At 35.1% G+C, this 12,831-nt stretch carries 11 protein-coding genes and 1 pseudogene; 8 read left to right on the top strand and 4 right to left on the bottom strand.

All coding sequences use genetic code 11. The annotated features are described in order from the left end of the window. Positions 1 to 36: 36 nt before the first annotated feature. Entirely contained in the window at positions 37 to 1,716 is a 1,680-nt protein-coding gene (locus ACTQ5K_RS01310) for a hypothetical protein (protein WP_031538071.1), read from the bottom strand. Between the two features lie 256 nt (positions 1,717 to 1,972). Between ACTQ5K_RS01310 and ACTQ5K_RS01315 the strand changes: the two genes are divergently transcribed. The 6 genes from ACTQ5K_RS01315 to rlmD all read left to right on the top strand — a co-directional run bounded on the left by ACTQ5K_RS01315 (position 1,973) and on the right by rlmD (position 7,910). Continuing rightward, positions 1,973 to 2,461 carry a sigma-70 family RNA polymerase sigma factor gene (locus ACTQ5K_RS01315; RefSeq protein WP_342585617.1) on the top strand — a complete coding sequence of 163 codons (489 nt, stop codon included), beginning with the start codon at positions 1,973 to 1,975 and terminating at the stop codon, positions 2,459 to 2,461. Next, positions 2,458 to 2,928, top strand: coding sequence for a hypothetical protein (locus ACTQ5K_RS01320; RefSeq protein WP_031538068.1), 471 nt, complete (start codon positions 2,458 to 2,460; stop codon positions 2,926 to 2,928). The genes ACTQ5K_RS01315 and ACTQ5K_RS01320 overlap by 4 nt, the downstream gene beginning before the upstream one ends. Beyond that, entirely contained in the window at positions 2,925 to 4,010 is a 1,086-nt protein-coding gene (locus tag ACTQ5K_RS01325; protein ID WP_031538067.1) for a hypothetical protein, read from the top strand. Before ACTQ5K_RS01320 ends, ACTQ5K_RS01325 begins: the two co-directional genes overlap by 4 nt. An 89-nt stretch (positions 4,011 to 4,099) precedes the next feature. Then, positions 4,100 to 5,017 carry a hypothetical protein gene (locus ACTQ5K_RS01330; RefSeq protein WP_051640972.1) on the top strand — a complete coding sequence of 306 codons (918 nt, stop codon included), beginning with the start codon at positions 4,100 to 4,102 and terminating at the stop codon, positions 5,015 to 5,017. Between the two features lie 425 nt (positions 5,018 to 5,442). Next, a complete protein-coding gene (locus ACTQ5K_RS01335; RefSeq protein ID WP_048718937.1) occupies positions 5,443 to 6,402 on the top strand; it encodes a diacylglycerol kinase in 960 nt (319 codons plus the stop codon). A gap of 140 nt (positions 6,403 to 6,542) precedes the next feature. Next, positions 6,543 to 7,910, top strand: a complete 1,368-nt coding sequence (gene rlmD / locus ACTQ5K_RS01340; RefSeq protein ID WP_441993301.1) for a 23S rRNA (uracil(1939)-C(5))-methyltransferase RlmD — start codon at positions 6,543 to 6,545, stop codon at positions 7,908 to 7,910. A 106-nt stretch (positions 7,911 to 8,016) separates the two neighbouring features. Here rlmD and ACTQ5K_RS01345 read toward each other — a convergent pair. Next, positions 8,017 to 9,390: pseudogene (locus tag ACTQ5K_RS01345) on the bottom strand (recombinase family protein); the annotation flags it as partial. After that, complete coding sequence (locus ACTQ5K_RS01350; RefSeq protein ID WP_441993303.1) at positions 9,387 to 9,551, bottom strand: hypothetical protein; 165 nt, start codon at positions 9,549 to 9,551, stop codon at positions 9,387 to 9,389. The pseudogene ACTQ5K_RS01345 and the gene ACTQ5K_RS01350, both read right to left, overlap by 4 nt. Before the next feature lie 598 nt (positions 9,552 to 10,149). On the opposite strand from ACTQ5K_RS01350, the gene ACTQ5K_RS01355 reads away from it, so the two are divergent. Further along, positions 10,150 to 11,151 carry a hypothetical protein gene (locus ACTQ5K_RS01355; RefSeq protein ID WP_441993305.1) on the top strand — a complete coding sequence of 334 codons (1,002 nt, stop codon included), beginning with the start codon at positions 10,150 to 10,152 and terminating at the stop codon, positions 11,149 to 11,151. A 92-nt stretch (positions 11,152 to 11,243) separates the two neighbouring features. On the opposite strand, the gene ACTQ5K_RS01360 is transcribed toward ACTQ5K_RS01355, so the two are convergent. Beyond that, positions 11,244 to 11,747 carry a hypothetical protein gene (locus ACTQ5K_RS01360; protein WP_441993307.1) on the bottom strand — a complete coding sequence of 168 codons (504 nt, stop codon included), beginning with the start codon at positions 11,745 to 11,747 and terminating at the stop codon, positions 11,244 to 11,246. Between the two features lie 483 nt (positions 11,748 to 12,230). On the opposite strand from ACTQ5K_RS01360, the gene ACTQ5K_RS01365 reads away from it, so the two are divergent. Further along, positions 12,231 to 12,641: a hypothetical protein gene (locus tag ACTQ5K_RS01365; protein ID WP_441993309.1), complete on the top strand. Its 411-nt coding sequence runs from the start codon at positions 12,231 to 12,233 to the stop codon at positions 12,639 to 12,641. Positions 12,642 to 12,831 lie beyond the last annotated feature (190 nt).

Raw genomic sequence — 12,831 nt, forward strand, 5'->3', positions numbered from 1 at the left:
TATTTAATTTTTAAAAGTCTATTTTATAAATAAATGTTATGGATTTAAATCTTGTTCTTTTACTACCAATTTTTCAACCGTAACAATCACTTCTTCTGTATCCACATAATCTATAGTTAACTGCATCCCTTTTTCTAGGAAAATACTATAAGGAAAATCATTTGATGAAACTTGGAAAATGGTTTTATTTCCATCTAACATGAATTTTACAATCGTGCTATTTTCTACTTCAGATTTATATACATAGCTGACCGTTCCCGTTACTGTCTTTTGTTCGGCAATATTATTAGGGACAGTTTTATCATTTTTTAAAAGGGTGACAAGAGCATATTTATAATCATTAAAAAGCTTTGTTTTTTCAGTATGATAACTATACACCTTTTCATCCTTTGCATTAATCAACATAATTTCTCTTAATACATGATTGCTGTCCATAAGCGGGACAACCCATGTGAATTGCCCATAAATTGTATAAAGCAGCGGAGTGCCAGCTTCGTATTTTTGGGCGCGGAAGGTTTTTTCCGCTACATTGATAGCAGATTTACCATTTAAAGAGCCGTTTGCTTCGGTGTAAAAAGTAAGAGCACCAGTGCGAGCATTAATCATAGAATAACCAACCATACTACCACTGTCTGATTTCGGACGAGTGAAGTCAGTAAACCAATGCAATTGTAAGTCTTCATTAAATACACCATTTACTTCGTCTACATTTTCCCAAGCAGTTGGCAATTTCATGTCTTCTTTTGCAAAAAGAGTGTTCCAGAAACCATGAATATATTTTCCATACCACTCATTCCAGTCCTCAGCAACACTTGTAGGAATGACATGGTCAATGAAATCAGGAATATTGTTCATAGCATAGTCCTCTATTTTTCCAGTAGCTGGATCAATGATATAAATCCCTTTAATATCAATAATTTCTCGGAATTTATTATATTGACCATACGGAATAACATAATAAGGTTTATCGTTATCATCGGGTTCAAAGCTTGCCTCAAGCAGAATCATATCTTTATGCTTATTTCTGACTAGCCTTTTTAAATCCTCGTTAAAGTATGCAGACGGAACATACTTCATGGATGATTGAACTAAGATGGCATCCTCATTTTCATCCTCTGCACTCATTTTAATAAAGCCAGGAACATCACTTCCTTTTACCCATTTGAAAAATCCTGTGTATTCAATCGGCGTTACCCAATAGAGATGATCATCGATCTTTTGTAGAGTGGAATTTCCTAAATCATAATAAGAAGGATGGGCAAGCTCCCCAAGTTTTTTCTCACTTCGATAACGTGCATAGCTTTCCGGTACAACGACGATATGCTTCTCATTTGTAGATACAGCTTCTTTGTCGATAACAGTTGCTTTTTCTTGTACAAATCGATATTTATCGCCGGTAATAGTTAATGGATAGATAAATTGGACGTAAAGACTAAATAAGACAAAGTATAAAAATAGAATTCCGGTTATTTTATATCCCTTTACTTTTCCAAAAAGTAAATCTAAAAATAAGAAGAAAGCAATATAAATAGCACCATATTTAAATAGAGCCTGTAAGGAATGATCGATTAGCTGAAAATAATCAAGACAAAAAATAATTAAAAGCCCAGCAAGCAATCGTATAACTTGAAAAATGAGAAATCTTTGTTTTTTTAGATGGCTTTTCCATAGGAATGGATTTAGTGTTAAAGCCAGTAACGCAAATAAATAATGCATACACATTCTCCTTTAATAATTTGCTATAGAGTAAATACGAAAGAAGTGGTAAAAAGTTTCAAGTAATAATGGTACTATTACAAAGGAGAGCAATCCAAATAAAAGGAAGAAGCAAGCAAAAATAATAAAAAGAGTGTAGGGGGATGACAATCCGTTTACGTCTATTATTATAGAATGGCTAAGAAAGGGGGGAGAGGCCATTAGTGATCAAGTATTAATTGATAAAGTAAAGGCAGGAAATGATCACGCATTTCGACTGTTAGTAGAAAAGCATCGAGACTATTTGTTTCGTTCCATATACAGTGTTTTGAAGGATCAGAAAGAAGCGGAAGATGCGGCGCAGGAAGTGTTTATTAAAATCTATACCTCTCTCCCCAAATATGAGAATCAAGGTTTTAAAACATGGATTACAAGAATTGCTGTCAATCATGCCATTGATATGAGAAGAAAGAAGCAAAGAAGAAAAGAAGAGATGGCAGAAGAATTGGAATCTCACATAGGAGGCTCACTTGCTGATGATGTAGAATTAGAAGTGATAAAGCGGGAAAGACAAAAGCTTGTCCAACAAAGGCTTAAGGAAGTACCTGCTAATTATAGGGATGTCATTTACGGTTTTTATATTCAAGAAAAAAGCTATCAAGAAATGGCTTCTGAACAAAATGTGCAAGTGAAAACGATTGAAACGAAGCTATATCGCGCAAGGCTTTGGATCAAAACGCATTGGAAGGAGGAAGACTTTTTATGACAACACATTATTCTAAAGACTATTGGATGAAGTATGTAAGGGATGAATTAAAGGAGACAGAAAGAATTCTACTTGAAGATCATTTGTATACATGCGATCAATGCTTAGAATTATATATAGATGCAGTAGACATGAAAGAGGAGAAACTTCCTTCAATTTCAGATGAAGTAGCCTTTATGAATGATATTATGGAGCAAATAACCAATGAAAATATGGATAGGAAAAAAGACGCGAAAAAGAAACGTCCTTTTTATCAATCATCCATATTCCATTATGCCATTGCCGCGAGTCTCACATTGATACTGATGTCGGCAGGATTCTTTCAATCGATTATAAAACATACAGAAACAATCCAAAAAGCGGAAGTATCTTTGAAAGAAGAGCCAAAATCCGGCGGTTTAGTGGATAAGACATTTGCTTGGATGGATTCATTCGATGGTAGTAAAAAGGAGGATTTTAAGAAATGAAAAACCCGATTGTTGCAACAATCTTAGCATTTTTTCCAGGCGGAGGTCTTTTCTACATTGGGAAAAAGCTACGAGGCTTTTTATATGGGCTTGCTGTATTTGGACTAGCATTTATGTCCATCATCATTCAAAGTTCATGGTATTACGGCCAGTGGACATTTATTGTAATTGTTATTGGCTTTATTATCTATTGTATTAGTTTTCTCGATACATTAATAACGACCAGTAGCTATTTAAAAGAGCGGGTGAATTTTTCTAATCATACGGAAGCTGGAGAGGCAGCACCTGTATTAGTAAAAACAACCGAGTCCGAGCGTTTTTATACGATTGTTTTATCGTTTATTCCTGGTTTAGGGCATATTCAATTAGGATTAGTATACCGTGGAATAACTTTATTGACGGCGTTTCTAGGTCTAGGAATTATGATTTTATTTATCACATTTCTAACCTATACGAATGAATTTCTATTATTCTTGGCAATTTTACCGGTTATTTGGATTTACGGATTTTATGATGTTTCCCAGCAGTTTAATAAGAAACTGAAAGGGGAAAAGCTTGAGGACATTACTATTTTTCAAGATTTTGAAAAGAATCAGGAAGAAGGGAAGAAAAGTAAATTTATCGCCACCTTCTTATCTGTATTTCCAGGTGCGGGTCATTTATATTTAGGTCTGCAGCAAAGAGGGATTCAGCTAATGGCAGCTTTCTTGTTCTCTATCTTTATTCTCAATGAACTACGATTAGGTCTCTTCTTATTCGTTATCCCGATTATTTGGTTCTATAGTTTCTTTGATGGATTGCAAAAAGCGTCAAAGATAGGAGAAGAAGAGCTAGAGGATGTACCTGTCATTGCCTATCTAATTAACTACCAGAAATGGTTTGGAATTGGACTACTCGTTATTGGTCTCTATTATTTATTGATTAATATTATCTTACCAATATTTTCGCCTATCATTAGAGAAACAATAAATATTGATATACGTTTCTTTTTTTACCAATATTTTCAGACAGGAATTGTTTGTCTTGTTCTTATATTAGGTGGAATTCATTTATTAAAGGGTACAAAAAAGAAAAAAATGTAAAAATCTCGTGAAAATAAAAAGATAGATTATGCTATTGGCATTTGATTATTCCAATCAAATGGCCAATGGCTACATAAGGAGAGAATAGAATGAGACAATGGCGGGTCGGCACTTTTTCAATGGGCCTATCTTTAGTATTTCTAGGAGTTTTTCTATTACTTACACAGTTTTTTGATTGGCAGATTATCACTGTATTAAAAGTTTGGTGGCCAATTATTTTAGTTATTCTTGGAATGGAAATTTTATTATACTTGTTTTCCTCCAAGCAAGAAAAACCTTATTTAAGCTTTGATCTATTCAGTATTATTATCGTTGGTATCATTGGTACTGCAGGAATATCGATGGTCTTCCTGCAATCTACAGGTATTTTGGATATTGTAGAACAAGGGTTAAAAAGAGAAGAAGTAACAAAAGATTTGCCAGAATTTAATTATGCAATGAAGGATAACATCAAAAGAATTGTTATAGAATCAGAAAGTCAACAAAATCCGATTACAATAGAAGGAACAAATGAAAATGTTCTATCATTATTCGGAACTTTTCGTACCGTAGAATCGAAGGAAATGGAAGTTTCGAAGCCAGAGGATTATCTAAATGTGTCTCAAAAGGGAGATACTCTATTTGTACGTATAAAACAACTGCCTTATCGAATGTCTGAATTTTATACAGACTATTCTTCTATACATACCACGATACTTGTGCCAACAAATAAGAAGTTAGATATTATTGATTTGAATAATGATATTACCTTAAATCCCCGTGAATTAAAAAGCAATTGGACAGTCAACAATGTTTCGCAAATTGATTTAATATTAGATGAAACAGCAAATGTTAAAGTTTCTGTCAATGATACAATCATTAACAATCGAGATCGAGAGAAATGGGAATATACAAGTACAGAGGATGAAAAGGCGGAAAGTGAGACAACTGCGATTTTACAAAAGGGAAAAGGAAGTCCTGCTATCCATGTTTTTAACAGTGGATCATTAGATTTAACAAATCATTAACAAGGTAAAACATCTATCCATGTTTGCTTTTACCATTAAAGAAGATAAAAGGGATAGATTTGCCTCAAAGAATAAAGCATTTCTGAGGAAAATCATCCTTTTATGGAACCTTAGTTAAACTTATCGAACCATGTCCCATTTTGTTGCAGATTTTCCCAATAGTCATAAAATATTGACTCATGCTGTCGGAAAAAAGTTAATCAAACGTTTGATTAATAGAAAAAATCAAGCAATAGTGGAAAGGAAAGTATGGTGAACGAATAGATTGGGTTATAATGTGGGAAGAAATGCTAATCTTGGACACTTACTCTAAGTTGTCACATAACATGGTAGTAGCTAGAGTTAAAAATTGCCTAAGCAAGTGCTATCGTATATGATGTTAGTGGCTATGGAAAAAATGAATTTTGATTATAGGATGATGAAAAATGAAAAGGGCAAGGATAATATATAATCCTACTTCAGGTCGAGAAGCTTTTAAAAGACATTTGCCAGAGGTGCTAAAAAGATTAGAAGAGGCAGGATATGAAACTTCCTGTCATGCCACAACTGGTCCGGAAGATGCGACCTATGCAGCAAGAGTCGCGGTAGAAAGACGATATGATCTTGTTATTGCTGCTGGTGGGGATGGAACCATCAATGAAGTGGTAAATGGGATGGCTGAGCAGGAATATCGCCCCAAGCTTGGGATTATTCCAGTAGGAACGACAAATGATTTCGCAAGAGCGCTGCATATTCCAAGAGATATTATGGGAGCGGTGGAAGTCATCGCAAAGGGCGATACAATTCCAATTGATATTGGAAGAATGAATGATAAATATTTCATCAACATAAGTGGTGGTGGACATTTAACGGAAATCTCTTATGAGGTTCCGAGTAAACTGAAGACGATGTTAGGACAACTTGCATACTATTTAAAAGGTGTGGAAATGCTGCCTTTCATTAAAGCAACGCATGTCAAAATCGAATATGATGGGAAGCTATTTGAAGGGGAAGCTATGTTATTTCTAGTTGGCCTTACCAATTCAGTTGGTGGATTTGAAAAGTTAGCTCCTGGAGCTTCGATTAATGATGGTCTTTTCTCCTTGCTAATATTAAAAAAGGCAAACCTTGCAGATTTCATTCGAATCGCTACACTTGCTCTTCGCGGGGAACATATAAATGACCCGAACGTCATTTATACGAATGCGAATCATATTAAAGTTAGCTCTGACGATAAGGTACAATTAAATCTTGATGGAGAATTTGGCGGCTTATTACCAGCAGAATTTATAAATTTATATCGCCATTTTGAGTTGTTTGTGCCAATTGAAGAAATTCGAGAGGAAGACCGACCTGAACTGAAGGATTATAAAGAAGCATCACAAACAGACAATATCGAGGAGTGAGAGGAAGAAGAAATCCCCTCACTTTTTGTTTTTTAGTTCCTTTAATTTTTCCATAGTGAAGAAGCTTGCGCTTTCCTGATAATATGGTACAATTACCACGCTTATTTTTTTCGGAAATATCGATGTAAAGGAAGACGATAATGAGTAAAACATTACCCGTTCAAAAGAACGATATAATAGATATAGTTTTTGAAGATTTAACACACGATGGTTCAGGTGTAGCAAAAGTAGATGGTTATCCACTATTTATCCCCAATGGATTGCCAGGTGAAAAAGCAAAAGTAAAAGTAATTAAGACAAATAAGAATTATGGTTTCGGCCGTTTAATGGAGATAACAGAAAGAAGTCCCTATCGTGTAGAAGCTCCATGCCTTATTTACAAGGAATGTGGGGGCTGTCAACTACAGCATTTAAGCTATGAAGGGCAATTGAAAACGAAGCATAAGCATGTGAAAGATGTTCTTGAGCGGATTGGCAAAATTGATACGACTGTTCATCCAACCCTAGGCATGGAAAATCCTTGGCGTTACCGTAACAAGTCACAGGTTCCAATCGGTGAGCAGGAGGGTGGCCTTATTGGCGGATTCTATCAACAGCGCTCCCACCAAATCATTAATATGGAACAGTGCATGATTCAGCAAGAGGAAAATGATTATGTCGTCAATACAGTAAAAGCTATTTGCTCGAAATATGGAGTTCGCGCCTATGACGAAGCACGCCATAAAGGAGAGTTACGTCATATTATGGCGAGAAGAGGGCTCGTTACGAAGGAAGTAATGGTTGTATTAATCACTCGTACACAGGATATCCCCAATCGCAAAGCAATTGTTGATGAAATTGTGCAAAAAGTGCCAAATATCAAATCAATTATCCACAATGTGAATAACAAAAAAACGAATGTAATAATGGGAGATATAACGCGTACGATTTGGGGAGAAGAAACCATTACCGATTATATTGGCGATGTGAAATTCGCTATTTCTGCCCGCTCTTTTTACCAAGTAAATCCAGAACAAACAAAAGTGCTTTATGAGAAGGCATTGGAGTATGCAAATTTGAATGGGGAAGAGAAAGTAATAGACGCTTACTGTGGAATTGGAACCATTTCATTATTTTTAGCAAAAAAAGCTAGCCAAGTATTCGGTGTTGAAATTGTTCCACAAGCGATTGAAGATGCTAGAAACAATGCACGCCTAAATGATATCCACAATGTGGAATTCGCAGTAGGAGAGGCAGAAGTAGTTATCCCCAACTGGTATAAAGAAGGAAATGAAGCAGACGTTTTAGTAGTAGATCCACCACGAAAAGGCTGTGATGAAGCATTACTACAGACTATTCTTGATATGAAGCCGAAAAAAGTTGTCTATGTGTCCTGTAATCCAGCAACTTTAGCTCGCGATTTGCGGATATTAGAAGACGGGGGCTACAAAACAGAAGAAGTGCAGCCTGTGGATATGTTTCCGCAGACAATGCATGTTGAGTGCTGTGTGTTGCTCGTAAAAAAATAGAAGATATATAAGGGTCCGAGAATCGGTAATGGATTCTCGGACTCCCATCTTCTTTTATTTCAATTCTTTCTATTAGTTTGTGAAGTATTTCTTCGTCAAGAACAGGGTTTTGAACAAACTGTTCAATTTGTTGGATTAGTTTTGTAAAATCAATTGTTTGTTTTTGTTGAAGTAATCCCTTTTCTAATTTTAACTTTTCCTCATTTAGTTTAGCGAGTTGGATACCATTATCCTCAATGAGCAATCTGTATTCCTCATCTTGGATTTCACCACGTATTTTCATGCGAAGTGCAGTTGTTTTATCTTTCTTTATGTTTTCTATCTCCTTGAGAATGTTAGTGAGTTGTTTTTGATCCCGCTGAATGAAGTTTGCAACCTTTTTCTCAATGTCTTTTTGAATAGATTTTGTAGAGAGTGCTGAAAACATTTGCTTTATATCATTTGAAATTGCTTCAATCAGTTCATTCTCTCTTACATGGTGTTCTGAACATTTTGTATGACCATACTTATTGTATGCCCCACAAATATATCCCTTACGATTGGCTTTATAGTGCATACTCTTACCACAATCAGCACAAAAGGAAATATTTGTGAAGAGGTGTTTTTTAGCATATGGTCGTTTACGTTTTCTTTCAGAGATTAACTGTTGAGCAACATGAAAATCATCTTTGGAGATAATAGGCTCATGTGTGTTTTCGATGACAACATAATTTGCAGGATCAATTTTTTTGCGTTTTTCCGTTGTTACACTAATGGAAGTTTCCTTTTGTTGAACTAGATTACCGATGTAATGTTGATTTTCTAGTATTTTTCTAACTGTAGACCCATGCCATAGTGAACTTGAATTTCTCTTCCCTGCAATTTCAGAAGGAGTTGCTATACCTTCCTCTAATAGCTCCCTCGCAATTCTGTCAAATCCTTTACCTGAAAGATAAGAGTTGAATATTCGACGCACGACATCAGGAGTAGAATCAACTCTGATTTTTAAAACTCCATTTTCAACATAGTATCCATAGGGCGGTATGGAACCCTTAAATTTACCAATCTTTGCTCTGATTTGTAGAGCAGTCTTCACACGTTCACTTGTTCTTTGGGATTCTTGTTCATACATCCAAGCGTATAGTCCAAACATCTGAGTATTTCCCGATAGTGTGTCAATAGCACCATCCATGGTGAGGATGTGTATACCTTGAATTTCTGCTAGATTTTTAATTTCATAAGATAATTGTCCATTTCTGGCTAATCTGGATAATTCCTTTGCCAAAATAATGTCGAACTTCTTCATTCTTGCATCTTCAATCATCCGTTTTAGGGCAGGGCGTTTCTTTGATTTCGTTCCAGACTCAATGTCTAAATATATATCAAATAAGTCCCATCCTTTCTCAGATAATAGATTCATAAACAGTTCTTTTTGGTTTTCAAGGGACTGTTTTTGTTCTTCTTTGTTTGTTGAGACACGAATGTAAATTGCTGATCTCATGCCACATCCTCTCCTTTCTCATTAGAAGAGTCAGTGGAATTCACCTTAGTATTATCATAGAATTCCTTAATGAGTGCGTCAATTCTTTCATTCAAAATGGATTGGAAAATGTCTTCGAGGGTAATGGGAGATTGATTATTGAAGAATCTTTCGAGGGTCATGATGTTTTCCTCCTGTTGTATTTTTTTGTAATTCTCATTTTAAAACAATCGAGTGAGAGAATTCAAAGTCATATGGTTTGAGGGTGTTCGAGTGGAATGATAATTGGTGATTTACTTTTCGAGATAAATTCACTTCCAATCATTGTGAAAATCTTATTATGTTTATATCATAATTGGGATCATGATATAAATCAAAATTATTAAGTTCGAGGTTGTATCAATAGTACATAGAATAACAACCCCTACCCAAAAGGCTGTATATGGAATGAGATAGCCAATAAACGAAACCGTAAGCATACAGCTTTTACGGTTTTTTCTTGTAAACATATACTTGTAATCTACTAGACAAAAGGAAAATACTGAACCTTTACTATTATGTACATGCTGTAATGTTGTTGAATGAGTTTGTGAGGACATTGATGAATATTTTCTTTACAACTTCAGTAGGATGCTTTACTTAACAATCACATTGGTACTTATCAATGTGTTGGGAAGTCATATAAATTAGTTAGGGACGGGAAAAACAAAACTAAGTGAACCCTTGATAACAAAGGCTTTCTTTGCTCCCATGAACTAAAAAAAAGGAGATGGTTTTACAATGATACACACATTTGAAATGATGTTGCTCGTAGAATATTCCGATATTCAACACCTATTTTCCATGTACGGGGTTAACCTCAACAAGTATGATTACTTTGGGGCTGCGGTTACAAAACTAAAGGGTGAAGTAAATAAGAAATTCCCTGCCTATTCAGTTACCTGGATTAGTTGTCGTGCGGATGGAAACTGGAATCTACACTTGAAAGTAGATGTTGTTAAAATGTTGGACAAAGGAGAGATTTTAGAGGAAGATTACGATTTGGTAGAATCAGATCTTCGAAAATTTCTTATCCGCCACTTTGGGCATTCCATGTACTTTGACTCCCATACACTCAAGAGAATAGACTACAAAATGGATGTTGTAGTGCCGAATCCAAAGGACAGGGAGCTGTTATTTCATCTACTTGAAAAATACACAGCTAAATATGCTTACAAGAGAAAAATTAAATGGGGTAAGGATGAAAATGGCAACCCTATTAAATACGAAACTTCGCAATACCACAAATGTAATAGTGTTGAGTTGAACATTTATGACAAAGAAGTAGAACGGATTGCAAATGGTGAAGAAATTCAATCATACGAAGAAAATGTGGTAAGATACGAACTGAGACTGAAGAATAGCCACCTAAATAGCATGAAAAGAAAAGACAAAGGTAAAGGCAGACCAAAGGAATTAAGGAGCTACTTTTCGTACCAATTATGGAAAGCCTACATGGAAAAGCATGTTTTGCCAATTGTTCACCGAGGTGATTATTATAAGATCACCGAGGGGGAAAAAATCATTGATAACAGTCATTTCTCTAAAAATAAAAAAGATGACCTTCGTGCATTCCTCGTTCAAATCTCCAAGGGCAGTATTGATACGCCAAAGAAACACATGTCTAAACCCACCTATCGAAAATATCTTCGTGATATTGAAAGTATCGGAATTAACCCCATTCTCATTCCGAAAAATCGCACCGATTTCCCCAATTGCTTGAAAAATCCATTCAAAGTCTAAAAATAACATTGAAGGTGTCTAAAATGTGTTGTACCCAACGCAATAGACACATTTTTTATGAAAAAATACCACAAAAAGACGAGAGCATTTTATTACTCTCGTCCGTTTTCTGCTTTATACCTAGTCATTGCATCAATTAGTGCTTGTGCGATGACGTCTTGAGTTTTTAGGTGAGGATAATATTCTTCACAAAATCCGCTAAAAGCCTCGTAAATTGCATTATTCATTCGGACACTCTTATTGACGAACTCTGCATCTTTACTGTAGATGCGTTTATCAAGAAGTAAAAGCCCATGTTCTTCAAACTGCTGAATCACCTTTTTCAAGGTATCTACATGATTTTTGATGAAGGCTATTTCATCACTTTCTCCATTTTGTGGGTTCTTCACCCTTTCCTCCTCGGAACGAACAAATGGATAGTATTGTTTGTCTGCTTGATGATACAGGTAATCGCCCTCTCTCATGAGTTTACTAAATGCTCCAGATGGGATTTCGAGGAGTTCATATAGTTCCGCTAGAGTATGACGTTTTAACATCTTATTGACTTCCTGAACTCTTTTTGCTGGTGTCATTGTAATGATTGTGTCTTTATCCATATACACAACCCCTTTCTTTTAATCAAGTTAATATATTATAGATAAAAATTCTTTCGATATAACTGTACCTAAGTGCTTTGACGGTTCGGGAAGGTTAGTTTCATCAATATTTATTCCTTGTTTTAGCTATGAGTTTAATGAAGAGTTAGGATATATACATAATGATTTTTTGTAGATATTAAATCTCAATTAAAATAAAAGAATTTTTTGGGGAGGGTAGAGCATAAGAATTTTGATTTGGATAATTATAAGTTGTAAGATTACTATACAGAAAGAAACAAACCACTTCTTTTCATACTATAAAACCTTCATTCTTCTTCAAGATGCAACCCTTTCTGAGTATGTTTATGAATAACTTACCTCTTAAACAAAGTCATACCACAAAAATCATTTTCATTAAAGGCGATTGCATAAAATGGAGTTGAATTCGGGAGGAATAGGACGAGTTGCTTTCTATATTCCACATTTAAAGGAGAAAGAAAAATGAAAAAACAGTATGGTAGACAACTAGAAGAAACAATTGATTTGGCAATGAGATTATATCAACTACCTTCAATCGTTAAGGAGGGTCATGAAAGATTTGAGCACGTTAATGAATGTGATTACTTTAAAAAAGCAGCCGGAACATATTTAAGAGGCTATCTGGTCTTTTCAACAACGTATCTCATTGAAAAGGGAGCAGAAAGTGAGTTAACTTTCAGTAAAGCAATATACTTAACTGAAAATGGGACTTTACAAAAGTATTATTCCTATGCCGAATGGCCATATTGTGAAAACTGTAAGAAATCCCATCCCTACATTCATCGAGAAGAAGCAAAGGATCAGACCTTAACTGAAAATGAACTTGAAAAAATCGAGGAATTTATCACTAATTCATTTTCCCTCATCAAATAATCCACATGAAAATCCTTCCTTATGAATAACCACATAGTCTTCAAAAATTTCCAAGAGTTAACTTGTTTTGCAATTATAAGAAGAATCTCAGTGTATGCTAAGCCGTTCTCTTTTGGAGTACCCACATAGGAAAAAGCATATATAGAAACAAGTAAAAGCAGTGAATTTCACACCCGAAATCGCACTGCTT

Source organism: Niallia sp. Sow4_A1 (assembly GCF_052116745.1).
Lineage (GTDB): Bacteria > Bacillota > Bacilli > Bacillales > Cytobacillaceae > Niallia > Niallia hominis.